At 38.3% G+C, this 25,902-nt stretch carries 21 protein-coding genes; 16 read left to right on the forward strand and 5 right to left on the reverse strand.

Going from position 1 to position 25,902, the window contains the following annotated elements; all coding sequences use genetic code 11:
* Positions 1-192: 192 nt before the first annotated feature.
* From EA772_RS00730 to EA772_RS00785, 12 genes are all read left to right on the forward strand, one after another.
* Positions 193-3,123, forward strand: a complete 2,931-nt coding sequence (locus EA772_RS00730; RefSeq protein ID WP_124910801.1) for a TonB-dependent receptor — start codon at positions 193-195, stop codon at positions 3,121-3,123.
* 48 nt (positions 3,124-3,171) lie between these two features.
* Complete coding sequence (locus EA772_RS00735; protein ID WP_124910802.1) at positions 3,172-4,077, forward strand: TIM barrel protein; 906 nt, start codon at positions 3,172-3,174, stop codon at positions 4,075-4,077.
* Positions 4,078-4,355: 278 nt separating this feature from the next.
* On the forward strand, positions 4,356-4,940 hold the full coding sequence (locus tag EA772_RS00740; protein ID WP_010602251.1) for a gluconate 2-dehydrogenase subunit 3 family protein: 585 nt from the start codon (positions 4,356-4,358) through the stop codon (positions 4,938-4,940).
* 24 nt (positions 4,941-4,964) lie between these two features.
* The gene (locus EA772_RS00745; RefSeq protein WP_210405064.1) at positions 4,965-6,665 is read left to right on the forward strand and encodes a GMC oxidoreductase; all 1,701 of its coding nucleotides are present in this window, start codon (positions 4,965-4,967) and stop codon (positions 6,663-6,665) included.
* A gap of 80 nt (positions 6,666-6,745) precedes the next feature.
* Positions 6,746-7,903, forward strand: coding sequence for a Gfo/Idh/MocA family protein (locus tag EA772_RS00750; protein WP_124910804.1), 1,158 nt, complete (start codon positions 6,746-6,748; stop codon positions 7,901-7,903).
* A gap of 8 nt (positions 7,904-7,911) precedes the next feature.
* Entirely contained in the window at positions 7,912-8,970 is a 1,059-nt protein-coding gene (locus EA772_RS00755) for a sugar phosphate isomerase/epimerase (protein WP_124910805.1), read from the forward strand.
* Between the two features lie 12 nt (positions 8,971-8,982).
* Positions 8,983-9,366 (forward strand): c-type cytochrome, encoded by a 384-nt coding sequence (locus EA772_RS00760; protein ID WP_124910806.1) that lies wholly within the window; start codon positions 8,983-8,985, stop codon positions 9,364-9,366.
* Between the two features lie 29 nt (positions 9,367-9,395).
* On the forward strand, positions 9,396-10,853 hold the full coding sequence (locus tag EA772_RS00765) for a Gfo/Idh/MocA family protein (RefSeq protein WP_116170724.1): 1,458 nt from the start codon (positions 9,396-9,398) through the stop codon (positions 10,851-10,853).
* Between the two features lie 81 nt (positions 10,854-10,934).
* Positions 10,935-11,615, forward strand: coding sequence for a DUF1080 domain-containing protein (locus EA772_RS00770; RefSeq protein ID WP_010603044.1), 681 nt, complete (start codon positions 10,935-10,937; stop codon positions 11,613-11,615).
* A 106-nt stretch (positions 11,616-11,721) separates the two neighbouring features.
* A complete protein-coding gene (locus EA772_RS00775) occupies positions 11,722-12,963 on the forward strand; it encodes a nucleoside permease (RefSeq protein WP_029204528.1) in 1,242 nt (413 codons plus the stop codon).
* Between the two features lie 2 nt (positions 12,964-12,965).
* Positions 12,966-13,856 carry a hydroxypyruvate isomerase family protein gene (locus tag EA772_RS00780; RefSeq protein ID WP_124910807.1) on the forward strand — a complete coding sequence of 297 codons (891 nt, stop codon included), beginning with the start codon at positions 12,966-12,968 and terminating at the stop codon, positions 13,854-13,856.
* A 9-nt stretch (positions 13,857-13,865) separates the two neighbouring features.
* Positions 13,866-14,738 (forward strand): sugar phosphate isomerase/epimerase, encoded by an 873-nt coding sequence (locus EA772_RS00785; protein WP_168187449.1) that lies wholly within the window; start codon positions 13,866-13,868, stop codon positions 14,736-14,738.
* A gap of 104 nt (positions 14,739-14,842) precedes the next feature.
* On the opposite strand, the gene EA772_RS00790 is transcribed toward EA772_RS00785, so the two are convergent.
* A complete protein-coding gene (locus EA772_RS00790) occupies positions 14,843-15,862 on the reverse strand; it encodes a lamin tail domain-containing protein (protein WP_124910808.1) in 1,020 nt (339 codons plus the stop codon).
* 49 nt (positions 15,863-15,911) lie between these two features.
* On the opposite strand from EA772_RS00790, the gene EA772_RS00795 reads away from it, so the two are divergent.
* The 4 genes from EA772_RS00795 (at position 15,912) to EA772_RS00810 (ending at position 20,692) form a co-directional block, all read left to right on the forward strand.
* A complete protein-coding gene (locus EA772_RS00795; RefSeq protein WP_010600928.1) occupies positions 15,912-16,901 on the forward strand; it encodes an aspartate-semialdehyde dehydrogenase in 990 nt (329 codons plus the stop codon).
* 102 nt (positions 16,902-17,003) lie between these two features.
* Entirely contained in the window at positions 17,004-18,410 is a 1,407-nt protein-coding gene (gene dacB, locus EA772_RS00800) for a D-alanyl-D-alanine carboxypeptidase/D-alanyl-D-alanine-endopeptidase (RefSeq protein ID WP_168187450.1), read from the forward strand.
* A gap of 71 nt (positions 18,411-18,481) precedes the next feature.
* Positions 18,482-19,606, forward strand: coding sequence for an alpha/beta hydrolase-fold protein (locus EA772_RS00805; RefSeq protein ID WP_124910810.1), 1,125 nt, complete (start codon positions 18,482-18,484; stop codon positions 19,604-19,606).
* A 54-nt stretch (positions 19,607-19,660) separates the two neighbouring features.
* Positions 19,661-20,692 (forward strand): FAD:protein FMN transferase, encoded by a 1,032-nt coding sequence (locus EA772_RS00810; RefSeq protein ID WP_124910811.1) that lies wholly within the window; start codon positions 19,661-19,663, stop codon positions 20,690-20,692.
* A 93-nt stretch (positions 20,693-20,785) separates the two neighbouring features.
* Here the strand turns inward: EA772_RS00810 and EA772_RS00815 are convergent, their stop codons facing one another.
* The 4 genes from EA772_RS00815 to EA772_RS00830 all read right to left on the reverse strand — a co-directional run bounded on the left by EA772_RS00815 (position 20,786) and on the right by EA772_RS00830 (position 25,894).
* On the reverse strand, positions 20,786-22,975 hold the full coding sequence (locus tag EA772_RS00815) for a PepSY domain-containing protein (protein WP_124910812.1): 2,190 nt from the start codon (positions 22,973-22,975) through the stop codon (positions 20,786-20,788).
* 14 nt (positions 22,976-22,989) lie between these two features.
* Positions 22,990-23,475, reverse strand: a complete 486-nt coding sequence (locus EA772_RS00820; protein WP_168187451.1) for a DUF2271 domain-containing protein — start codon at positions 23,473-23,475, stop codon at positions 22,990-22,992.
* Positions 23,476-23,479: 4 nt separating this feature from the next.
* Positions 23,480-24,952, reverse strand: coding sequence for an ankyrin repeat domain-containing protein (locus tag EA772_RS00825; protein WP_124910813.1), 1,473 nt, complete (start codon positions 24,950-24,952; stop codon positions 23,480-23,482).
* A gap of 258 nt (positions 24,953-25,210) precedes the next feature.
* A complete protein-coding gene (locus EA772_RS00830) occupies positions 25,211-25,894 on the reverse strand; it encodes an arylesterase (protein WP_124910814.1) in 684 nt (227 codons plus the stop codon).
* Positions 25,895-25,902: the final 8 nt, after the last annotated feature.

Genomic DNA, 25,902 nt, shown 5'->3' on the forward strand with positions numbered 1-25,902 from the left:
CAAAATATATAAAATTATGAAGAGAGAAATGACCTATTTCAGCCAGTAGCAGCCGCTACCTCATCCATAATATTTTCTAAAAAACAAAGCCGACAATGTGGGGCATTGCCGGCGAGTTAAATACATTAGAATGTATTCATGGTATTTCTATGTCCAATAAATCCAATCATTTAATGAACAATAATCAAATTTATGAAAAAAAATCAACTTATTTCGCTGGCGATATATGCAATGAGAGTTTCGATTTACCAAATACTTACAATAATAATTTTTACTTGTGGCGCATTTGCCAAAAATGTCGACGCCCAGGAATTTTTGAATAAACCTATTTCGATCAAAGCTGATCAAACCGATATAAAAACCATTATTGCTAAAACCGAAATGCTGGCAAACGTAAAGTTTGTGTACAGTCCGCAGTTAATTAATTCGGATAGAAAAATATCCATCAATGTTGTTAACCAAAAACTTAAATACTTTCTTGAGAATTCGCTAAAACGTTATGACGTGGGATATAGGATAGTTAAAGATCAAATTTTGCTCTATTCTATTCCCGCTAATAACAACCTCGAATTATTAAAAGCCTTCGATGGCGTAGTAACCGGTAAAGTGTTAGATAGCAAGGGTAATCCGATTCCTGGCGTTTCTGTTACGGTGAAAGGTAAAACCATTGGTACCACTACTGATGAAAATGGAAACTTTGCTTTGCGAGGATTAACCGTAGATAGCCGGGTATTGGTAGTTCGTTATGTGGGATATATCTCGAAAGAGGTAAATCTCTCTGCCGGAAACGCGGATGAAAACATCACCATTAGTTTATCGGAAGATAATTTACAGTTGGAAAGTGTAATGGTTACCGGTGGAAATCCGAAGAAAAAACTCGAAAGCTCCGTTGCCTTAACTTCTGTAAGCAATAAAGATATTACCAATAGGGCACCTTTAAACAGTACCGATTTGTTGAAAGCAATTCCGGGTTTAACGGTAGAAAGTACCGGTGGTGATGGTCCGGGTAACGTTTGGGTGCGTGGATTTCCACAGCAAGGCGGTTATATTTTCTTAGGAATCCAGGAAGATGGTTTACCCCTGCTCCCAACTGGATTCAACACCAATCCTTCTGTAGATCAATATTACAAAACAGATTTAACCATTCAGAATATCGAGGCTGTTAGAGGGGGAAACGCTTCTATTATTCAGGCGAATACACCTGGCGCCGTTGTAAACAATTTGAGTTATGTGGGTGCCGATAAACAGTATGGTCAGGTAAAATTTACCACTGGTTTTTCTCAGGGTTTATATCGTTTTGATGGAAATACCGGTGGAAAAATCAATGATCAGATTAAATATAACATTGGCGGCTTCTATCGTACTGATAATGGCGTAGTAGACCAAGGTTTTAACCCAGCCAACCAAGGCGGGCAAATTAAAGGCAACATGACTTTTAATTTTAAAAATAACAAAGGTTTTATCCGCGTGTATGGTAAATATCTGAATGATAAAGTACAATTTTTACTTACCAGCTACTACCCTTACGATGGAACAGGCAAACCAACTACCTACCGCGATTATAATATGGCTACACAGTCGATTATTCCCATTCAAACAGAATGGAGTTACAATGATCCGGCAACAGGTGTACATAACTTTAGCTTAACCGATGGTATCCATACAAAATTAGGATCAGCGGGTTTTCAGTTCAATTATTTAACTGATGGTGGATGGCAGATTGTAAACAATTTCCGTTACCAGAATACGCATACCAACAGCACCTACACTGCTCCAGCTGGCATTGTCGCAAGAACGGCAGCCACGCCATACTATTATCCGGGTGGCAGTGTTGCACCTTTTGTTTCAGGCGATTATGTAGTCACATCAAATGCTCAGGGACAGATTAACAGTGACGTTCAAATTGTTGATTATTTGGATTTGAAGAAAACTATTAAAAATCACAGCTTAAATATCGGTGCCGGAATTCATCAATACAATCGTGATGATTTACGTTTTGCCTTCCGTTCATTTACTGAATTTAAAGAACATCCGAGCATTATATTACAATCGCCAACCGCATTGGAGCGTACTATTCAAACAAAAAACACTTTCATTGGCGATACCAGAACATTATCACTTTATGCAGGAGATGAAATTAAATTATCTGAACAATGGCGTTTAGATATCGGAGCAAGGATTGATAATCAAAATGTAAAAGGCGACAGACCATACTATGCCTTAAATGCAAACGGAACGGTAAACATCACAGCAGCTGCAAGTCCGAATATTTTGGGTTATACCGCTTATGATGAAACACTAACCAATTGGGCAGCGTCAGTGGGTGCAAATTACAAAATTAGTGCTACCGCCAGTATGTTTGCCCGTGCTACAAAAGCTTACAATGCGCCTAATATTGGCGATTATAATGCTTCGGCTTATAATGGTGCAAACATTAAAAAACGTCCGGTTTATTTGGGAGAAATTGGTTTCAAGTATGCTAAAAACAACCTGGCAATTTTCGCATCAGGAAGTTATTCTGCTATCAAAAACGTATCACTAAGCATCAATGTACCAACAACTGCTGCAGGAACGCAAGCATTGGTGGCATTTGGCTCTACACGAACTTTCAGTGCTGAGTATGAAATTTCGTACAGAATCGCTAAGCCTTTGAGTTTAAGATTTACCGGAACATTACAAGATTCCAAATACACTGACTACGAAGCAAATACCAGTGGAAATACCGCTGTTGCCGCAGAATTTGGAAACCGTATTTACAGCTTTACAGGAAATAGAACAGAACGTGTTCCGGTGTTAAATACTGAACTTGGTGCAAACTATGATTTCAAGAACTTCAATTTATATGTAGCAGCAAACTATGTAGGCAGCCGTTTCACTTCTCCAAGTGAAAGCTACAAATTACCAGGTTATGTGGTAATGAAAGCAGGAGCTGGTTACAACTTTACTAAGAAAATAGCAATAAGATTCTGGGCAGACAACTTGCTAGATGCAAAAGTGTTGACAGAGGGTGATGTTCGTGGAGATCAATTCAGAGACTTCGCAAGCGTAACTCCTGGTCAATTAATGATTGGTAGAACTTTACTTCAACGTACTTTCTGGGGATCATTAGCTTATTCATTTTAACAGCTGAAGCCGGGGGGTAACCACCGGCTTTTTTAATCCATTTACATCATGACAACAAGAAGATCATTTTTACAACAAACAAGCTTGGCTGCAGTAGCTGCATTTTTAAGTCCCTCAGTAATCACATCAGCTTTGGCTCAACAAGCAAAAGTTTCCAAAATTGGAATTGGCCTGTTTACATTAAGAGAACAATTAACTGCGGATGTAAAAGCCACGATTGCCCATGTAGCTAAAATTGGCTATAACCAGGTAGAAACTTACTATGGCTATCCAGGTAAATACGAGGTAAAAGGTTTTTGGGGATTGGAAGCAAAAGATTTTAATACATTATTGAAAGATAATAATCTAACTTGCCCAAGCGGTCATTATAACACCACTGAGTTTTTATCTACAGGTGATGAAAAAATCTTAAAGTCACATATTGAAGTGGCCAACAGTGTCGGACAAAAATATTTTGTAATTCCTGCCCTGCCTACTGACATCAGAACAAACGGAACGCTAGACGATTACAAACGAATGGCAGCCCGTTTTAATATTGCCGGAGAGCTTTGTAAAAAAGCTGGTTTGAAACTGGCTTACCATAACCACAACTTCGAGTTTAAAGATCAGGGAAATGGCATTACTGGATATGATATTTTATTAAAAGAAACTGATGCTAAACTGGTTGGTTTTGAGCTGGACATTTTTTGGGCGGTAAACGCAGGTTTAAACCCTGTTGATATGTTTAAGAAAAATCCGGGCCGTTATAAAATGTTCCATGTTAAAGATATGGACAAGCAAGATAAAGCTGTTTTTGCCGAAGTTGGTTCAGGGCGAATAGATTTCAAAAGTATTTTTGCCGAATCGAAAATGGCAGGCCTGGATTATATTTTTACAGAACAGGATTTGATAAAAAAAGATCCTTACGAAAGCATTACTGAAAGTTATAACTACGTAAAAAATAACCTGATTTAAGTGACTGATTAATGATTAGAAATGAAATTCGGTATTTATTAGTAAATATCACGTTTATATATAGTTATTGTAATAATTACACGAACAAATCGCATTACAAAAACCCATAATAAACGTTATTCAGACGCTAATTACTACCTTATTTAGAATTATTCTATGTGGTAACAATCGCATTGCAGATCTGCATTTTAACGCAACAGATTTGATTTTTACGGCATATTTTTTCTAATATTACTCATTCAACGCTTAAGTAACCAATATAAAAAATAACGAAAACGATGCATAGAAGAGAAGCACTCAAAAACGTTGCATTCTTGCTGGGAGGAGCCATCTCAGCGAGTACAATGGGCGTTTTATTCGAAAGTTTTACGCTCCCTGAAAATGAAAAAAACTTTGTTTCATTCTCCGCTCAGGATGAAAAAATCTTTGCTGAATTTGCCAATATCATTGTGCCTACTACTAAATCATCACCTGGAGCTAAAGCTGCCGGTTTAGGGAAATTTATTCCAATGATGATGAAGGATTGTTATCCGGCAACCATGCAAACTTCTTTTGCAAGAGGTTTTCAACAGTTACAGGAGAAAGCAATGAAAGATTTCGGCAAAAACTACATGAGTTTAACTGTTGCTGAAAAAACCAAACTAATGGTTGATTTACGATTGATGTCAATTGCTCAAAAAGAAACTAAAGCGCCGGAAAATCAAGATCTGGTTTACTTTTTTGTTACAGCAAGAGACCTCACTTTGCTGGGTTATTACGCGTCAGAAATTGGTTGTACCCAGGCAAGGGAGTACATTCTGGTTCCGGGCAGGTATGATGGCAATGCGCCATTAAAACCAGGTCAAAAATCATGGGCAACTTAATTTCCTAAACAACGACTAAACATCATGAATTTAAATACAAATTTAAAAGCTGAAAATACTTACGATGCTATTGTGATAGGATCGGGGATTAGTGGCGGCTGGGCTGCAAAAGAACTTACCGAAAAAGGTTTAAAAGTGCTCATGCTCGAAAGAGGAATGAACATCGAACACATTACAGGTTACGAAAATGCGATGAAAAGCCCCTGGGAATTTCAGCATGCCGGTAAATTAACTGAAGAGCAAAAGCGTACCCATCCGGTGCAAAAAAGAGATTATCCTTATCAGGAAGCCAATGAAAAATGGTGGGTGAATGATTTGGAATGTCCTTATACCGAAGATAAACGTTTTGACTGGTACCGTGGTTTCCATGTTGGTGGTAAATCATTAATGTGGGGCCGCCAGAGTTATCGCTTAAGTGACCACAACTTTGAAGATAATGCAAAGGATGGCCATGGAAATGACTGGCCAATACGCTACAAAGAACTTTCTCCCTGGTACGATTATGCAGAACGTTTTGCTGGAATTAGTGGCTCTAAAGAAAATTGGCCACTTTGTCCTGATGGAGAGTTTCTGCCGCCAATGGATATGAACATTGTAGAAAAAACGGTAAAGAAACGTATAGAAGAGGCTTACAAGAGAGAACGTATCATGATGATTGGTCGTGTGGCTAATCTTACTGTACCTCACAAAGGTCGCGGAAACTGCCAATATAGAAATTTATGCAGTCGTGGTTGCCCTTTTGGTGCTTACTTTTCTACGCAGTCTTCTACCCTTCCTGCTGCCATGGCAACAAAGCGTTTAACGCTTAGACCCTATTCAATCGTAAACCACATTATTTACGACAAAGACACCAAGAAAGCAAAGGGCGTGATGGTAATTGATGCGCAAACAAACGAAACGATGGAGTTTTATGCTAAAATCGTTTTTGTTAACGGATCAACATTAGGTACTACTTTCATTTTATTAAATTCGACATCAGATGCACACCCTAACGGTTTGGGTAATGCAAGCGGCCAATTAGGACATAACTTAATGGATCACCATTTCCGTTGTGGCGCCAACGGCGAAGCAGAAGGCTTTGATGATAAATATACGTACGGCCGACGTGCCAACGGAATTTACGTTCCACGCTATCAGAATATCGGTAACGATAAACGAGATTATTTACGTGGTTTCGGCTATCAGGGCAGTGCAAACAGAAGCAATTGGCAAAGTGATGTTGCAGAATTGTCGTTTGGTTCGGGCTTGAAAGAGAAAATGACTAAACCAGGCAAATGGTCTATGGGCTTAGGTGGTTTCGGAGAAATGTTGCCTTACTATGAAAACAAGGTTTACATCGACAAAACCAAAAAAGATAAATGGGGTCAGCCGGTATTGGCAATTGATTGCGAATACAAAGAGAATGAAAAGAAAATGCGTGTTGACATGATGAACGATGCGGCTGAGATGTTGGAGAAAGCGGGTTTAAAAAACATCAAAACTTTCGATAATGGCTGTTATCCTGGTATGGCAATTCACGAAATGGGAACGGCCAGAATGGGTAATGACCCTAAAACTTCAGTGCTTAACAAATGGAATCAGATGCATGAGGTAAGCAATGTTTTCATAACGGATGGAGCATGTATGCCATCTATCGCTTGCCAAAATCCATCTTTAACATTTATGGCATTAACGGCTCGTGCTGCAGATTATGCAGTGAAAGAGTTGAAAAAAAATAATATATAAAAGGTTTCGGGTAAAAGGTGTAAGGTTTGAGGTATTTTCTTAAAGCTTACACCTCACTCCTTAAACCCTACACCTCTAAAATGAAGAGAAAATTAAGAATGGGCATGATAGGCGGCGGTAAAGACGCGTTTATCGGTGCTGTACATCGCTTAGCGGCAAACATGGATGGTTTGATCGAACTGTCAGCCGGAGCATTAAGTGTCAATCCTGAATTAGGTTACGAATCTGGAAAATTATTATTCCTTCCTGATAACAGAATATATAAAACCTACGAAGAAATGATCAAAGCAGAAAGTGAACTTTCTGCTGAAGAAAGAATCGATTTTGTAACCATTGTAACGCCAAACTTTGCACACTTCGCCCCTGCGATGATGGCTTTGGAACATGGATTCAATGTTGTGATTGAAAAACCAATGACATTGACTTTAGAAGAAGCTAAACAACTTCAGGCTAAAGTTAAAGAAACGGGTTTAACACTTTGCTTAACACACACCTATTCTGGTTATCCAATGGTAAAGCAGGCGAAACAGATGGTTCGCGAAGGTGCATTAGGTGAAATCAGAAAAATCATTGTGGAATATCCTCAGGGCTGGTTAAGTACCTTATCTGAACGCGAAGGAAATGCTCAGGCAGCCTGGCGCACTGATCCATCTAAAACCGGCAAAAGCGGAAGCATGGGCGATATTGGCACACATGCCGCACATTTAGCAGAATATATCTCTGGTCTGAAAATCACTAAAATATGTGCAGATCTAAACATTGTTGTTCCAGGAAGAGCAATTGATGATGATGGAAATGTTCTATTGAAATTTGATAATGGATCAAACGGGGTATTAATTGCTTCACAAATTGCTGCAGGTGAAGAAAACGCCTTAAAAATTAAAGTTTATGGCGAAAAAGGTGGCTTGGAATGGCACCAAATGGAACCAAATACAATGATTGTTAAATGGTCAGATGCGCCTGCTCAGATCTATAGAACAGGAAATGGCTTCATGGGTAGCTTTGCACAACACAACACACGTACACCTGGTGGTCACCCTGAAGGTTATTTGGAAGCTTTTGCTAATATTTATAAAAACTTTGCGTTAACAGTAAATGCCAAGTTAAATAACGAAGAACCGACTGCTGAAATGCTGGATTTTCCAACAACTGAAGATGGTGTTCGTGGAATGGCTTTTATTGAAAATGTAGTAGCATCGAGCCAATCGGATTTGAAATGGCACGATTATAAAATTTAATTCTTTGCATGACGACATTAAAAGGACCAGGAGTATTTCTAGCCCAGTTTATTGGAGATGAAGCTCCCTTTAATTCTTTAGATAATATTTGTAAATGGGCTGCTGATTTAGGTTTCAAAGGTATTCAGATGCCAACGCTGGATAAAAGATTTATTGATCTTCAGCAAGCTGCCGAAAGTAAAACTTATGCAGATGAACTTAAAGGAAAAATTGCAGCTCACGGTTTAGAAATTACTGAATTATCTACTCACTTACAGGGGCAATTGGTAGCTGTGCATCCTGCATACGATGATTTATTTGATGCTTTTGCACCACAAAAAGTTCATGGAAACCCAAAGGCCAGAACAGAATGGGCCGTGCAACAAATGAAATATGCGGCAAAAGCATCGCAAAACCTGGGTTTAAACGCTCATGCCACTTTTAGCGGTTCGTTATTGTGGCAATATTTTCACCCGTGGCCACAACGCCCGGCAGGTTTGGTAGAAGAAGGCTTTGCTGAATTAGCTAAACGCTGGACACCAATTTTGAATGAATTTGATCAGCATGGCGTTGATGTTTGCTATGAGATTCATCCCGGAGAAGATTTATTCGATGGCGAAACCTATGAAATGTTTTTAGCTGCGGTTAATAATCATCCTCGGGCATGCTTATTGTATGACCCTTCTCACTTTGTTTTGCAGCAACTGGATTATATTCAATACATCGACTTTTATCACGAAAGAATTAAGGCTTTCCACGTGAAAGACGCAGAATTTAATCCAACAGGTAAACAGGGCACTTTCGGTGGATACCAAAGTTGGGCCAACCGTGCTGGAAGATATCGTTCTCCAGGCGATGGCCAGGTTGATTTTAAAACCATTTTCAGTAAATTAGCACAATACGACTTTAAAGGTTGGGCCGTTATGGAATGGGAATGTTGCATTAAAAATCAAGAAGATGGTGCTCGTGAAGGATCGGAGTTTATTCAGAAACATATTATTAATGTAACTGAAAAAGCATTTGATGATTTTGCAGCATCGGGTAGTGATAGCGCTTTCAATAAAAAAATATTAGGATTACAAGACTAACAACACACACAAATGAAAAAGACATTTTTAGGTTTAGGCGCAATAGTGATTTTTATGGCGTCTTTTTCGAAAGCAGATTTAGAGAAGGAGAAAATGGTGGTTGCCACAGCAACTTCAACCCATCGCGAGTTTCAAATGAGTGCAGGTGAGAAACTGATTAATAAATCAGATTGTATCGGCTGCCACAACAAAGTGAACAAAATTATCGGTCCATCTTACACCGAGATCGCTAAAAAATATCCTGCTACAGAGAAAAACATCAATTACCTGGCTGATAAGATTATCAAAGGTGGTACGGGTGTTTGGGGTACTATGCCAATGACAGCACATGCAACGCTGAAACCAGCTGATGCTAAGTTGATGGTGAAATATATTCTTTCGTTGAAGAAAAAATAAGCTAAACATCCTATAAACTTCAAATACTAATGAAAACAGATCAAGAAAATAAAAGCACGACTAACCGCCGTGATTTTATTAAAACGAGTGCCATCGCTGCCGCAGCATTTATGATTGTTCCACGCCATGTTTTGGGCGGACCGGGCTATTTAGCCCCAAGTGATCGATTAATTATTGCGGGTATTGGTGTTGGTGGTAAAGGGCAAAGTGATATTGCCATGTTCGCTAAAAGCGGAAAAGCTGATATCGCTTATCTATGCGATGTTGATGATCGTCGTGCAGCAACCAGCGTTAAAAATTTCCCAAAAGCGAAATACTATAAAGATTATCGTGAGATGTTAGATAAAGAGCACAAAAATTTTGATGCTGTCTCTATCTCTACTCCTGATCATAACCATGCAATCCAGGCTTTAGCAGCGATGCAATTGGGTAAACATGTTTATGTTCAAAAACCTTTAACGCATGATATTTACGAAGCTCGTATTTTAACTGCTGCGGCTAAAAAATATAAGGTGGTTACTCAAATGGGTAATCAGGGTGCATCAAATGATGGCCCTCGCCAAATGAAAGAATGGTACGAAGCTGGTTTAATTGGAGATGTACACACTGTTTACGCCTGGACAGATCGTCCGGTTTGGCCTCAAGGTATTCCATGGCCAGCTAAAAAAAGCGAAATTCCTAAAGAATTAGATTGGAATTTATGGTTGGGTACCGCTCCTGAAAAAGATTTTGTTGATAAACTAGTTCCTTTCAACTGGCGTGGCTGGTGGGACTACGGAACGGGCGCACTTGGCGATATGGGTTGCCACTTAATTGAAGCTCCGTTCAGCGTACTAAACCTGAAATATGCGAAAGAAGTAGAGGCAAGTGTAGGTTCTGTTTACGTTGATGAATTTAAACGTGGATATTTCCCAGAAAGCTGCCCTCCATCAAGTCACGTTACTTTAAAATTCCCTAAAACAGATAAAACCAAAGGTGATGTTACCTTACACTGGATGGATGGTGGTATTCAACCAGAACGTCCTGTTGAATTGGAAGCAAACGAAACTTTTGGTGATGGTGGTAATGGCACATTATTCATCGGAACAAAAGGTAAAATGATGTCTGAAACTTACAGTGCGAATCCAAAATTATTGCCTTTAAGCAGAAATAAAGATATCAAAGTAAAAGAAAAATATGCCCGTGTTAAAGATGGTGCAAATGGACACTATGCACAATGGGTTGATGCTGCAATTGCAGGTTATGGAAAACAGGAAGTAAGTTCTCCATTTGAAATTGCTGGCCCATTGACAGAAGCCTTATTGATGGCAAACTTAGCCATCAGAAGTTTCGACATCAAGAAAAATGTAAACGGTAAAAACACTTATCCTGGCAGATATATGAAAATGCTTTGGGATAACGATAACATGAAAATTACAAATTTTGATGAAGCGAATCAATTCGTAAAACGCGAATATCGTCAAGGCTGGAATAACTTAACTCTTTAATTCAACTTCGTCATTGCGATATGTAAAGCAACCTGATACTATGGTAGCTTTATATATCGCATTGGCTGTAAATAAAACACCATGAAAAAAATGATTCTTTCTGCCTGCATTTTACTGGCAGTATCTCAAATATCTCAGGCACAAAAAGGTTTCAAACCTTTATTCGATGGAAAAACCACAACAGGTTGGCATACTTACAACAAAACTACAGTAGGTAGCGGCTGGCAGGTTCAGGATGGTGCTTTGCACTTAGATCCAAAAACTAAAGGAACTGATGGCGGCGGCGATTTAGTTACCGACAAAGAGTACAAAGATTTCCATTTAAAATATGACTGGAAAGTTGCTCCGAAAGCTAATAGCGGACTTATATTTTATGTTCACGAAGAACCAAAGTACCATGCCACCTACTCTACCGGCTTAGAAATGCAGGTTTTAGATAATGATGGGCATCCGGATGGCAAAATTACCAAACATCGTGCTGGTGATTTATATGACTTAATTAAAAGTAAATCAGAACCTGTTAAGGCAGTTGGCGAATGGAACAAAGCAGAAATCATCAGCAAAAAAGGAAATTTAACACTTATTTTAAATGGTGTTGAAGTAGTGAAAACTACGCTATGGGATGAAAACTGGAAAAACCTGGTTGCAGGAAGCAAATTTGCTAAATGGGAAAACTGGGGAACTTTCAAATCTGGAAAAATTGCATTGCAAGATCATGGAGATGAAGTTTGGTACAAAAACATCACTGTAAAAGAACTATAAAATAAGGTCGAGATTTAGGTTAAGGTCGAAAGCTAAATTTCAATCTATGTCTTAGCCTCAACTTTAACCTCAATCTAAGCCTAAACCTTAACCTTATATAAACCAAATGAATAGCACTACTCGCTTTAAACTTTCTACCATGATGTTCCTGGAATTTTTTGTCTGGGGAGCCTGGTTTGTAACACTGGGAACCTTTCTAGGGAACAATTTAAAAGCTACAGGCGCCGAAACCGGAGCTGTATTTTCAACACAATCATGGGGCGCAATTATTGCACCGTTTATTGTAGGTTTAATTGCCGACAGATATTTCAACGCAGAAAGAATTCTTGGTGTTTTGCACCTCATTGGAGCGTTATTGATGTACCAGATGTACAACGCAACCGATATTAGTGTGTTTTACCCTTACGTGTTGGGTTATATGATCATTTTTATGCCTACCCTGGCGCTGGTGAATTCAGTATCATTTAACCAGATGAATGATCCGGAAAAGGAATTTTCATCCATTCGTATTTGGGGAACCATCGGCTGGATTGCAGCGGGTTTATTGATTAGTTACTTCTTCCATTGGGATTCAAAGGAAGGCACTGAAAGTGGTTTGCTAAGAAACACTTTTGCAATGGCAGGAATTGTGTCTTTGGTGTTAGGTTTATTTAGTTTTGCTTTGCCAAAAACACCACCTAAGGTTTCTTCAACAGAGAAAATAAAAATCGGCGATCTTATTGGATTAGATGCCTTAAAATTATTAAAAGATAGAAATTTTTTAATTTTCTTCATTTCATCTATTCTCATTTGTATCCCTCTTGCGTTCTATTACCAAAATGCAAATCCATTCCTTTCAAATATTGGGATGGATAATCCTACTGGAAAAATGACCATTGGGCAGGCTTCTGAAGTAATTTTCTTATTATTTATTCCAATCTTTTTCAAAAGATTTGGATTCAAAATGACCATTTTGGTAGGTATGCTGGCTTGGGCAGTTCGATATGCTTTGTTTGCCTATGGAAATGCCGGAGAACTAAGTTTCATGTTAATTTTAGGCATTGCCTTACATGGGGTTTGTTATGATTTCTTCTTTGTATCCGGACAGATTTACACAAATTCAAAAGCTGGAGAGCGGTTCAAAAGTTCTGCTCAAGGCTTGATTACTTTGGCTACTTACGGTGTAGGTATGTTAATTGGTTTTGCGGTAGCAGGTAAAATTTCTGATGCTTACAAAGCTGTAGATGGCACAATGGATTGGAAAATGATTTGGATAATTCCTGCAGGAATTGCGCTTGTGGTATTCATTCTATTTGCGTTAACATTTAACGATAAAACAAAATCTGAAATAGAAGCTAAAGCTTTATAATCATGCCTTCGAATCTAAATAGAAGAAATGCACTAAAGAACATCATTGCAGGAACCGCTGCAATTGGTGTTTCTTCTGGTTTAGCCACATTTGCAATGGATCAATCAAATAAAGAAAATACAGCCAGCTTGAAAGGAAACGTAAATCATTCCGTTTGCAGGTGGTGTTTTAGTACACTTGATGTAGAAACGCTTTGTACAGAGGCCAAAAAAATCGGCATAAAAGGCATTGATTTGGTTGGTCCAAAAGATTGGCCTATCCTGAAAAAACATGGTTTGGAATCTACCATGTGTAATGGTGCAGAAATTAATTTAGTTGATGGATTTAATGATGAAAAGTTTCATAAAACCCTGATCAAAAATTATTCAGAAATGATTCCGTTAGTTGCCGCTGCTGGCTATAAACACCTGATTTGCTTTAGCGGTAATCGCCGGGGCAAAGATGATGAAACTGGTTTGAACAATTGCGTTAAAGGATTAAAGCAATTGATGCCGTTGGCCGAAAAACATGGCGTGATTTTGGTGATGGAACTACTAAATAGCAAAATCAACCATAAAGATTATCAGTGTGATAAAACGGCCTGGGGTGTTGAACTTTGTAAACGTTTAGGATCTGAAAACTTTAAATTGCTGTATGATATTTATCATATGCAGATTGATGAAGGTGATGTTATTCATACAATCAAAGAAAATCATCAATATATTGCCCATTATCATACCGCGGGCGTTCCTGGCAGAAATGAAATTGATGATAGCCAGGAATTAAATTATCCGGCGATAATGAAAGCCATTGTTGGAACCGGCTTTAAAGGTTTCGTTGCACAAGAGTTTATACCAAAAAATGCAAATAAATTAGCTTCGTTAAAACAGGCGATTTCTATTTGCGACATTTAATTATATCATATGTTATCAAGAAAAAGTTTTATGATCAGCAGTTGCTTAGCTATAGCAACATTACTTTTAGCGCCATCTTTTGCCTGTATTGCACAGAAAAAAGCAGTAGGCCTTCAATTGTATTCATTGAGAGTTGATCTTCCAAAAGATTTAAAAGGAACAATTGAAAAAGTAGGCAAGGCGGGTTTTAGCCAGGTGGAAACTTATGGCTTTTCAATCAAAGATCAGTTTTGGGGATTAACACCCATTGAGTTTAAGAAACTTCTTGCTGCCAATGGCTTAACCGCTGTAAGTAATCACTTCAGTCTGGGAAGTTACCTTTCAGACGGTAATACCAGTGAACTGAAAGCCTCAATAGCAGCTGCAAAAGTTTTAGGCAGCAAATATGTAACCATTCCATATTTGGATCAAAGCATCAGAAAAACTGCTGCTGATTATAAAAAAATCGCTGCTAAAATTAATGTTGCGGCCAAAATGTGTAAAGATGCAGGTTTACGTTTAGCCTACCACAATCACGATTTTGAATTTGAGAAATTTGGTGAAACCACGGGATATCAGATTCTGTTGAACGAAACTGATAAAAACCTGGTCGATTTTGAACTGGATTTATATTGGGTTGCTCGTTCGGGAAATGATCCATTGAAATTATTTAAGCAAAATCCAGGACGTTTTACCATGTGGCATGTGAAGGATATGGATAAAACAAATCCTGAATTAAATGCAGAAGTTGGAACTGGAAGCATCGATTGGAAACCAATCTTCGCTGCTGCTAAACTTTCTGGCATGAAATACTTTTTCGTTGAGCATGAAACCAATTACAAGCCGAATCCTATCGAATCAGTTGCAGCAAGCTGTGACTATATTAAAAAGAATATTTTATAACAGGCGTTAGTTCACATAAAAGGTCGTAGCCTATCGCTACGACCTTTTTTTTGCATGATCTCCTATCCAGTTAACGGTCGCATCAAGACGCTAGATTAAGATTGCTAATTTAACTTTCCCGCTAAAACGCATGTATTTTTAAAGCGTTTTGTATTCCCATTCAAATCGAATACATCAAATAAAATGATGTAAATTCCAATAGCAGCTTTTTGGCCCTGCTCATCCAATCCATCCCAAGTTAAATTCCCGTTTGTTCCAATGGTTTGGTTTTTCAATAAGCGTTTTACTAATTGTCCCTTGTCAGAATAAATATTAACAGTGGCTAAACTTGCAGGCTGATCAAGCTGATACTCCAGCGTTATAACGTCTTCAAAACGATCTCCATCCGGAGAAAATGTTTTTGATAACAAACGGGCGTAATTTTCATTGCCACTTTTTTCCTGGGAATTTTTATAAGTTGGTGTTGCAAAACCGACGGTAGCCGCCGCAGACCTAAAGTTACCTGGCTCATTCGAATCGAGCGAAAACGAAACACGCTCCAGTGAAATCCCATCTTCATCCTGGATTAAGGGGTGATGAATTTTCGCATTGTAATTTAATCTGTCCAGCACCTGGTTATTACTCAATAAAATAACTGAGCCCTTATCGTTATTGAAAGCGGGTAAACTGCTAATCTGAGCAAACTGATTTGGAAATTTAACCTGATAATTTAATTTGATATTTGCCTGATTGGTCGTAATTACCCAATAACTTCCCGGAGCAATCATCAGTTTTGCTGCCGAAACATTCTTAGTATTAGCGGGTTCGCCAGCAGTATTTGCATTGGCCAGTTGTAGTTCTCTTAAATCAATATCATGACCTGAATTATTGTAAATCTCTACAAAATCAACACCTCCGGTTCTGGGATTGAATAAAACTTCTGAAATTAAAATATCGCCTTTACTGATTATTTTTAGCGCAGGCCGAACCTTTTGATTTTTAATTTCAAAAAAATTATAACAAAAGCTTATTGGAGAGGATGTGCATATACCACCTGTTTCCTTTCTAGTTTCACTCAAAGGATTAAAAATAATGGATGCAATTTTAATGGGTAACAATAGGGATATAAGCGTAATTTTTACCATATTTGGGCTTATATCAAATGTTTAATAAATATAATAATTAAAAATTAAAATGAAAGTAGCAGTTGTAGGTGCAACCGGATTGGTTGGTACCGTAATGTTAAAAGTATTGGAGGAAAGAAATTTTCCCTTAACAGAGTTGATTCCCGTAGCTTCAGAAAAGAGTGTTGGTAAGGAAATTACTTTTAAGGGTAAGAAATTCCCAATCGTTAGCATGGATACTGCTATTGGCATGAGACCAGATATTGCTTTGTTCTCTGCAGGTGGAAATACTTCATTGGAGCATGCACCACGTTTTAAAGAAGCGGGCACTACTGTTATCGATAACTCTTCGGCATGGAGAATGGACCCTGCGATTAAATTAATCGTACCAGAAGTAAATGCACACGAACTTTCTATCGACAACAAAATTATTGCCAACCCAAACTGTTCTACCATTCAGATGGTTGTGGTTTTAAAACCTTTACACGATAAATATAAAATCAAACGTGTAGTGGTTTCCACTTACCAATCGGTTACTGGTACAGGTGTTAAAGCCGTTGAACAATTAATGAACGAACGTAGTGGTGTTGATGGGCCAAAAGCTTATCCATACGAAATTGATTTAAACGTACTGCCACACATCGACGTTTTCATGGAGAATGGTTATACCAAAGAAGAAATGAAGATGGTGAAGGAAACGAACAAAATTATGAGCGATGACAGCATTAAAGTTACTGCAACAACCGTTCGTATTCCGGTAATGGGCGGTCACTCAGAATCAGTAAACATCGAATTTGAAAACGAATTTGATTTAGCTGAGGTTCGCAGCGTTTTAGAAAAATCACCGGGGGTAATCGTTGTTGATGATGTAGCAAACTTAAAATACCCAATGCCAAAAGATGCGCATGAAAAAGATGAGGTTTTTGTAGGTCGTATTCGTAGAGATGAATCGGCTCCTAAAGCTTTAAACCTTTGGATTGTTGCCGATAACTTACGCAAGGGCGCTGCAACAAATGCAGTTCAAATTGCAGAATATCTGATTCAGAAAGAATTAGTGTAATACTTATACGTCATCCTGAGCTTAGTTCAGCATGACACCAGGATTAGTAAAAGTGGTGTGTTTGTTACACATCACTTTTTTTATTTAATTTATTTTTACAATATGAAGTTTTTAAAGGCCGCAATATTTCTCATTCTTCTCTCCATAAATTGTTTTGCCCAAAATAGAATTCCAAACCTCGAAAAAGCTTTTAATAATTTATTAGCTGATGAACAGTCCAAACATGCAATTACATCGCTTTGCGTTTTGGATGCCAATACCGGAAAGACGCTTTTTGCCAAAAATGAGCAGATTGGTCTGGCTACGGCATCAACTTTAAAAACAATAACCGCAGCAACCGCCTTCAGTATTTTAGGTAAAGATTTTCAGTTTCAAACAACGCTGGCATATTCGGGGAATATTGCTGCTGACGGAACATTAACCGGAAATTTAATTATTATTGGTAGTGGCGACCCGACTTTGGGTTCATGGCGATATCAAAATAAAGAAAATGCAGTTTTATCACAGTGGGTTTCGGCCATTCAAGCTGCAGGAATTAAAAAAATTGAGGGTACTATTATTGGTGATGACCGCATTTTTGGCAGCCAGACAACGCCCGAAGGCTGGGTTTGGCAAGACATTGGAAATTATTACGGCGCAGGCACTTCTGGTTTAGCCTGGCGGGAAAATCAGTTTGACATCCATTTACGTCCTGGATCGGGGACAAACGATCAGGTGAGAATTGTAAAAACGGTTCCTGAAACTCCGTATGTGCAAATTGTAAATGAATTAAGAACTGGGGCAGCTGGAAGTGGAGACAGAACGTATGCCTTTCTGCCACCTTATAGCAATGTGGCCTACCTACGTGGCACTTGGGGAATGGGCATTTCGAAACCGGGAATTTCCGTAGCAACGCCTGATCCTGCTTTTGATTGTGCCTATCGTTTGCAGGATACGTTGAAAAGACTCGGCATATCCAGCAGCCAGCAAGCGACAACAGCCAGATTAATGGCACTAAACAATCAAGCTGTACCATCACCAACCCAAAAAGTAAACACCATCAGTTCACCTACCTTAAGTGAAATTTCCTACTGGTTTTTGAAAAAGAGTATCAATTTATATGGTGAAACATTGCTTAAAACCATTGCCTTGAAATCAGGAAAGACCGCAACAACTTCAAAAGGTGCTGAAACAGAGGTTAATTATTGGGCAAACAAGGGAATTGATAAATCGGCTTTAAATATCATAGATGGAAGTGGCTTATCTCCTGGTGATCGAATAACCACTTCGGCTATGGCCAATATCTTATTTCAAATTCAGAAAGAAAACTGGTTCACTGATTTTTATAAAGGTTTGCCAGAATACAACGGCATGAGAATCAAAAGTGGTACCATTAATGACGTTTCTGCATTTGCAGGTTACCATACCGATACCGCCGGAAACAAATATATAATTGTGATTAACATTAATAATTACAGCGGCAGTGGCATCAATAAAAAATTATTTAGAGTTTTAGATGAGTTGAAATAAAGCGAAATCATTATTTAAATTCAGGCCCGCTGGCTGAAGGATTTTTAAACTTTAAAAATCAGGATATTTCCATGTTAAAAAGATTGGTATTACTTTTTATGCTATTTCCGCTGACTTTAGCCGCTCAGGTTAATGTTACGTTCAGCGTTCATGTTCCAAATAAAACAGCAGATAGCTTATTTGTAGCAGGGAATTTTAACGATTGGAACCCAAAATCTAAAGCTTTCAATTTGAAACGGAAGGATGACTTGACTTATGTCATTTCGCTGAATTTGCCAAAGGAAATCCACGAATTTAAAATTACCCGCGGGAGTTGGGAAACGGTAGAATGCCAGATAAATGGCAAACCTATTGCAAACAGAACTTTAAACTTAAATGTTGATACCAATATGGATTTAAGGGTAGCCAGTTGGTCAGATCATTTTAAACAGGTGAAAGAGGTGTATCATTTCGGCGACCATGTTCACATTGTTGATTCCGCCTTTTTTATACCACAACTGAACAAGCATCGCCAGGTTTGGATTTACTTACCGAAAAGCTATGCAAAATCAAAAAAGAAGTATCCGGTGATTTATATGCATGATGGTCAAAATCTGTTTCATGCAAATCCTCCACGTGCTGATGAATGGGCGGTCGATTCGGTTGTGGACAGTTTGATTCGCGATGGTTCGAAAGAAATGATTATTGTAGGCATCAATCATGGTGAGAAAGATCGGCTGAAAGAATATAATCCCTGGGATAGTCAATATGGTAAAGGTGAAGGCAAAGAATATGTTTCGTTCCTGGTAGAAACTTTAAAGCCTTTTATCGATTCAAAATACAGAACTTTGAAAGATGCTAAGAATACTTCCATTGCTGGTAGCTCAATGGGTGGATTAATTTCTATGTACGCGATAGCAGCACATCCAAGAGTTTTTGGTTCGGCAGGCGTTTTTAGTCCCGCCTTCTGGCTTGCGCCAAACATTTACACTGAGCTAAATGAAAAACTTGTTGCCTTAAAAAACAGTAAGATCTTTTTCGTAGCTGGCGATAAAGAAGGTCCTGCAATGGTTCGAGATATGAAAAAGGTTCACGATCTGCTAAATCCTAACGGTGACAATAAGAACGTTGTATTACTAGAGAAAGCGGATGGTAAACATACTGAATGGTTCTGGCATCGGGAGTTTGTGCAGTTTTATCAGTTTATTGCGAAATAAACAAGCATTCAATTCAACCGAATATTTAGCACAAATAGGTTAGCTTTCTTAAATTTGAAGATCACTTATATTATCACTCCTACTTTGAAGATCAAGTTTACCATTTTTCTGCTCCTCACCTATTTTGCAAGTTCAGCACAGGTATTGAAAAAACGTACTACCTTACTAATGGGCAGCAAGTTTGAAATTACCATTGTTGCAAAAGATTCAGAAACCGCATCAAGAAACATCGACAGTGTTATTGCGGAGATTACAAGAATTGAATATTTAATCTCAGACTGGAAGCCTGAAACTCAAATCTCTGAAGTAAACAGAAACGCAGGCATCAAACCGGTAAAGGTTGATCAGGAAGTTTTTGAGCTGACCAAGAGAGCGCTTCATTTATCTACAATTACCAATGGCGCATTTGACATCAGTTTTGCAGCAATGGATCGGATCTGGAAGTTTGATGGCTCAATGACAGAAATGCCAACTGCCGAAGCGATTAAAAAATCTGTTGAGAAAGTTGGTTACCAAAATATCATTTTGGATAGCCTGAATAACACCATATTCTTGAAATTACCCGGAATGAAAATCGGTTTTGGTGCCTTGGGTGAAGGTTATGCAGCAGATCGATGCCGGGACATGATGTTGGCAAAAGGAATCAAAGCAGGTATTGTGAATGGATCAGGTGATATGAGCAGCTGGGGTAAACCGCCCAAAGGAAAAAATTGGGTAATAGGAATTACAAATCCTTTTCAGAAAGATAGTCTTTATGCTATTGTCCCACTTAAAAATGGCGCAGTGGTTACTTCCGGGAGCTATGAAAAGTTTGTGGTTTTTAATGGGAAGAGATATGCTCACATTATCAACCCCACTACAGGTTACCCGGCAACAGGCTTAACAAGTGTAACTGTTTTTGGTCCGGATGCAGAGCTGGCCAATGGCTTTAGCACTTCGATGATGGTTTTGGGCAAAGAAGCAGCATTAAAATTTATCCGTTCATTTCCAGCCTACAGTTGCATATTATTCGGCGATGATGGAAAGGTTTATCACTCTGAAAATATCACTGATAAGATGCTGGCGAAATGGAAAAAGGGTATTTAGACGTAGATTAAATTTATGCTCCGCAAAAATGCGGAGAATAGACAAGCTAATCTCCGCATTTTCTGATTAATCAGCTATCGATACAAGATCTGCTTAATAACAATCCATTAAGATTTGCCCCCGGGATTGATAATAACTGATGCTTTTCTGCTGATCCTGCTGACATAAATCCTCCAACAATGCAATGACGTCTTTTTGCATGCTCAATGAACCGCAAAGCATTATGACACCATTATTCCTCAGGGCTTCGCATACCAAAGCCTGATCTCTTAACAAAAGATCTTTCACATAATGCTTTTCTCCCTCTCTGGAGTAGGCGACGTTAAGCTTAGTTAAAAGACTGGTTTCTTTATTGATTGCATTTTCGTAAAGTGCAAAAGATTGCTGATTTCGGAAACCGCAGTAAAGGTGTATATCCTGCACCCGACCAAACTGATCAACCATTCCTAAAAATGGCGCAATACCTGTTCCATTAGAAACCATGATAACCGATTTTGCTTTTTTGGGAAAATGAAAATGTTCATTACGAACAATAGCTGCATTGGTAATTTGCCCGACTTCCAAATCATGTAAAAAGCCAGATCCCAATCCGCCGTGATGCAATTTCACACTCAACTGAACATCTTTACCGATTTTTCCAATTGAATATAACCGCTCTCTATGATCGTTTGCGGGGTAAATCGCAAGTAAATCGCCTGAAGTAAATTTTTTCCTTTTCTGCGGACTTAAACGGATGATAAACGAAGTTTCTTCCTGGCTTGAAACTGTTTTTTCTATTACCTTAAATGGCAGCGTTTTTACAGGTTTTGTCTCCAAAAGTTTTGAAAGTTGAGACAATTCGACATTTGAGTTTTGTGCCCAAAGTGTTGCCCACCTCGTAAATTCTTCTGGAGAACGATCATTGACCGTATGGATTTCCTGCAATGGTTTTGCCCATTCCTGATGAGATAATACATTGTTTACTTCATACCCAAACTTGCAAAAATCAGGGTAGGCATGCGAACCAAAAGCTACAACAGAAAAATCTACCGCATTTGATTGAGGATATTTTTTAAGTAATGATTTGAATTTAGTTGAATTGGTTGGTGCATCCCCCTGACCGTAAGTTGCTGCGAAAACTAATATTTGTTTAGCCTTTGGAAAATTTTTATAGCTATTGAGTTCAGCCATAAAAGCTGTTTTACCGTTTTTCAGCAATTGATCCTGAATTGCTTTCGCAAAACGGAATGTAGTGCCATTTTCAGAGCCTACTAGCAAAATAAACTCCGCCTGATCAAACTTGTATTTGTTTTTAATTCCGTTTGCTCTGCGTTTCCACCAGATGACAAAACCCGAGTAGATAAAAAATAGAATATTAACCGAAGCGATGGCTAAAACAACAGCCCAAACCGCACTGCCCCTACCCGTATGCAAATCCATACTCAGGTTATTAAGCAAGGTAGCTTTGGAATAAGCTTGTTCTGTAATGATATCTCCTGTGATTTGGTTTACCGTAATTTCGCGATCATCTAGTTTTAAGGTAAAATAATCTTCTACATCCTCAGAAAATGGAAATTCTATTGATTGAAGCTGATGGAGAGAAATATTTTTAAAAACTTCGAAATCTGCAATCTTCTTTGCTGGATCGGTTTTTAAAGCATCAAAATCAATTTTATGGGTAATCTTCTGTTCTTTTACAATTCCAAATCTTTGTAATGAAAGGTAGGTTCCACTCAACGAAATGATAATGATTGGAATTAACAGCAATCGCCCTAAAACCACATGGTAATATTGTGCAAAACCATCTTTAACAATTTTGCCAAAAAACTTTTTAAAACTCCGTTGACGTTGGACGATCAGTACAGTCCCGGAGGTGGCAATCAGAAATAAAAGAAAAGCGGTTAATCCAACAAAAAACCTACCCAATTCATGTAAAAAAAGAGATCGGTGTAATGTGGTTACCCAGCGGAAAAATTCATTTTCCTTTGCTACTTTGCCCAGGTTTTTACCCGATTTTGGGTCAACATAAAAATTTCCTGATTCATCATGAGCATCTGTTCCATTAACCAACAAAAACTCATTGGCATCAATGGTCACATCTGAAATATCTGTATAAGATTTTTGAAGCGTTGGGATCAGTTCTGCTACAGTGAGCTGATTGAAATCCTTTGATTTATAAGGCTGGATTTTTTCAGTTACCGGCTTAAAGGAAAGGATGATTCCGGTAAGGGATGCGAGGGTGATAAAAAGAAAAGAAGATACAGCCAGTGCAAGATGGCTGTATCTCCATACAGAAATGGTCATTGAAATGAAGCTTTTTAGTTAGGGCTTAGGCGAACGTATCTAATGTAACCTGTTCCTTCAGTTTTAGCCGCCAAACCTTCTGTAGTTAAAGGAATCTCAGCATCTTTAACATAATATTTATTGTCTTCAACAGCTGTTTCGAAACGTAATTTATATCCCTTGTTAATTTTTGCAGTTTCGATGTCGAATATAGTTACACTACGATCACCTCCAGTAACCGAAGCGCCAGTTACAGCACTAATGTTTGTAGGTTTGCTTTTATATGCCTTATGCCACTCTTTTAAATCAGGATACCATTTTTTATCGGAACCCATGACGTAAAGTGTTTTTTCATAAGCACCTTTTGCATCAATTAATGATACCGCAATATAAGCACCCTCACCGGTATAGTTGGTCATTTGCACCATACATTTGTACTTCGTTGTTTTTTGTGCTGAAGATAATGTGGGTACAGAAAGGATGACCGCGAAAGCCAGGCACAGTTTATAAATATTATTCATTTTATTATTTCAAAAAGTCGATTGATACTTTGTTTTTAGTTAAAAATTCGTTCTCCGTAGCTAAGTCGTAAGGCGTTTCTTTAAATTCAGTAGCTACATCCTTTTTAGCACCAACTGAGATTAAATACTTTAAAAGTTCAGTGTCTTTTGCAGTCATTGCTGCTTTGTGTAAAGCAGTATAGCCTTCCTTGTTTTTAAGGTTAACGTCTACTTTATAATCCGTAACCATTTTAGCCAATGCCAAATCATTTTTAGCCACAGCTAAGTGATATAATGAATTGCCGTTTGGTTGCACAGCCGCTACATCGAAACCTTTATCTGTTAACAATTTAAGCTTTGCGGTAAAATCTTCTTTTCCGCGTGGACCATAAGATTGAAAAAGATAGTAAGCCAGGTTGTTACCTTCTTTATCTGCCGTTTTCAAATCAGCACCTTTATCCAATAAGAACTTAACTGCTTCTGCCGAATTTCCACGAACCGCCATAGCCAAAGCAGAAACGCCTTTTGCATTCACCTGATTGATGTTTTTAACATTTTTAGCCAACAATTCAAGCGTTGCCAAATCTCGGTTACCACCTGCTGCTGCCATAAATGCGGTATTTCCTTCTTTATCAGCGGTATTTACATCTACTCCTTTCGAAAGGAAGTAATTGATTATTTCTTCTTGCTTCGGTTTGCGGGCAACAGAAAACAATGCGGTTTCGCCATTGCTACCAATCACAGTAGGTTTTAATTTTAATCCTTCCAAATATTGAAAAACAGCTAAACCATTCGAGCTGCCTCTGCCACCCTGAGCAGCCATCAGGATCGCATTATCATTGTATTTCACGCCTTTGGCAATCAGTTTATTCATCAATTCGATGTTTCCACTTCTGGCCACATAGTTGAAAGCAGTGTTACCCGCAGCATCAGTACTGTTCAGGCTTAGTCCTTTCGAAACAAAATAGTCTGTTAATTTAAAATCTTTGTCATTTGGAAGCGCAATTAACAAGGCGTTTGCACCATCATGATTTAAGTCTTTTTTTAAGTCAGCTCCTTTTGAGATTAATAAATCATAAACTTTAGTATCAGCCTGTCCGCCAACGGCTGCAAAGGTTAATGGAGAATATCCGTGACTATCCTGCATGTTTACTTTTGCACCATTTTTTAGCAAATATTCCATCACAGGAAGATTTCCCCTAGATGCTGCCCAGAACAAATAGGTTCTGCTATCATGGGTTAATTTGTTTACATCATTTCCCGGTTGAGCCAAAAGAAACAAAATGGATTCAGCAGGCGCATTATTGTTAATGGCCATTACCGATGCATCAAATGACATCTGGTTTAACTGTGAAGGATTACTCCCGTTGGCAATCTCTGATTTAATGGTTGCTAAATCTGTGTTTCCTTTCCAGAAAGCCTGATCAAAAAAAGTATTTTTCTGGGCCTGTGCACCAAGTGATGCCATTGCGAGAACGGCAAATAGAATTTTTTTCATTTTAAACCTGATCGTTATGATTTATAATTCATTGCTCATTAGGAGCCAAAAGAATTTCGGCTAAGTTAACAAGAATCATTCTAAATAAACAGGTTGAAATGAACTTTATTTAAATTAAATATAAATAGTAGTTGTTTTTGTTACAATATCCTACCATTATTAGAATCAGGTTAGAAAAATTGATCTTTTACGAAAAACTCAGGCCAAAATAATGCCTTAAGTTGCCGATGTACATTATAGCCAAACCAATCATTACTTTCACAGTAAGGGCTTCAATACTACCCAAACATTTTCAGCTAAAATCTTATCACCTTCAGCCGTTGGATGAATGCCATCATCCTGATTCAATTTGGGAATGCCGCCAACTTTATCTAATAGAAAAGGAATTAGCGCCATATTATTTTTCCTGGCTAAATCAGGGAAAATGTTTTTAAAATCATTGGTGTATTTAGCGCCCATGCTTGGTGGCATCTGCATTCCTGCAATTACCATTTTCACGTTCGGATATTTCGTTTTCACGGTATCAATAATATCCTGCAGATTTTTAATTGTTTGCTTTACCGGTAATCCTCTCAGTCCGTCATTGGCACCTAATTCCAACACAAAAATATCAATAGGCTGCTTCAACAACCAGTTTATTCTTCCTTTTCCCGCAGCTGATGTTTCTCCACTCAAACCTCCGTTAATGACATTATAGGGCAGGTTCAAAGAATCAATGCGATTTTGGATTAAGGCCGGAAAAGCTTCTGTTGGATCCAAACCATAACCCGCTGTTAAACTGGTTCCGAAAAAAAGTATATTTTTTTTCTCAGTAGTAGTAGCTGATTTTTTTTGGTCAGTTGAATCTAAAGTTTTTTGATCATTGTCACTGCTTTTCCCATTCCCACAAGCTGCAAACATCAAAGCCAAAACAAATAAACCTATAAAGCGTTTTCGTAACATAATATCTA

Origin of the sequence: Pedobacter sp. G11 (assembly GCF_003860265.1) — a bacterium.
Taxonomy (GTDB): Bacteria; Bacteroidota; Bacteroidia; order Sphingobacteriales; family Sphingobacteriaceae; genus Pedobacter; species Pedobacter agri.

Excerpts from the sequence above, each read along its gene's own strand:
- EA772_RS00730 (WP_124910801.1), top strand. The coding sequence starts at position 193 with ATGAAAAAAAATCAACTTATTTCGCTGGCGATATATGCAATGAGAGTT.
- EA772_RS00735 (WP_124910802.1), top strand. The coding sequence starts at position 3,172 with ATGACAACAAGAAGATCATTTTTACAACAAACAAGCTTGGCTGCAGTA.
- EA772_RS00740 (WP_010602251.1), top strand. The coding sequence starts at position 4,356 with ATGCATAGAAGAGAAGCACTCAAAAACGTTGCATTCTTGCTGGGAGGA.
- EA772_RS00745 (WP_210405064.1), top strand. The coding sequence starts at position 4,965 with ATGAATTTAAATACAAATTTAAAAGCTGAAAATACTTACGATGCTATT.
- EA772_RS00750 (WP_124910804.1), top strand. The coding sequence starts at position 6,746 with ATGAAGAGAAAATTAAGAATGGGCATGATAGGCGGCGGTAAAGACGCG.
- EA772_RS00755 (WP_124910805.1), top strand. The coding sequence starts at position 7,912 with ATGACGACATTAAAAGGACCAGGAGTATTTCTAGCCCAGTTTATTGGA.
- EA772_RS00760 (WP_124910806.1), top strand. The coding sequence starts at position 8,983 with ATGAAAAAGACATTTTTAGGTTTAGGCGCAATAGTGATTTTTATGGCG.
- EA772_RS00765 (WP_116170724.1), top strand. The coding sequence starts at position 9,396 with ATGAAAACAGATCAAGAAAATAAAAGCACGACTAACCGCCGTGATTTT.
- EA772_RS00770 (WP_010603044.1), top strand. The coding sequence starts at position 10,935 with ATGAAAAAAATGATTCTTTCTGCCTGCATTTTACTGGCAGTATCTCAA.
- EA772_RS00775 (WP_029204528.1), top strand. The coding sequence starts at position 11,722 with ATGAATAGCACTACTCGCTTTAAACTTTCTACCATGATGTTCCTGGAA.
- EA772_RS00780 (WP_124910807.1), top strand. The coding sequence starts at position 12,966 with ATGCCTTCGAATCTAAATAGAAGAAATGCACTAAAGAACATCATTGCA.
- EA772_RS00785 (WP_168187449.1), top strand. The coding sequence starts at position 13,866 with ATGTTATCAAGAAAAAGTTTTATGATCAGCAGTTGCTTAGCTATAGCA.
- EA772_RS00790 (WP_124910808.1), bottom strand. The coding sequence starts at position 15,862 with ATGGTAAAAATTACGCTTATATCCCTATTGTTACCCATTAAAATTGCA.
- EA772_RS00795 (WP_010600928.1), top strand. The coding sequence starts at position 15,912 with ATGAAAGTAGCAGTTGTAGGTGCAACCGGATTGGTTGGTACCGTAATG.
- dacB (WP_168187450.1), top strand. The coding sequence starts at position 17,004 with ATGAAGTTTTTAAAGGCCGCAATATTTCTCATTCTTCTCTCCATAAAT.
- EA772_RS00805 (WP_124910810.1), top strand. The coding sequence starts at position 18,482 with ATGTTAAAAAGATTGGTATTACTTTTTATGCTATTTCCGCTGACTTTA.
- EA772_RS00815 (WP_124910812.1), bottom strand. The coding sequence starts at position 22,975 with ATGACCATTTCTGTATGGAGATACAGCCATCTTGCACTGGCTGTATCT.
- EA772_RS00820 (WP_168187451.1), bottom strand. The coding sequence starts at position 23,475 with ATGAATAATATTTATAAACTGTGCCTGGCTTTCGCGGTCATCCTTTCT.
- EA772_RS00825 (WP_124910813.1), bottom strand. The coding sequence starts at position 24,952 with ATGAAAAAAATTCTATTTGCCGTTCTCGCAATGGCATCACTTGGTGCA.
- EA772_RS00830 (WP_124910814.1), bottom strand. The coding sequence starts at position 25,894 with ATGTTACGAAAACGCTTTATAGGTTTATTTGTTTTGGCTTTGATGTTT.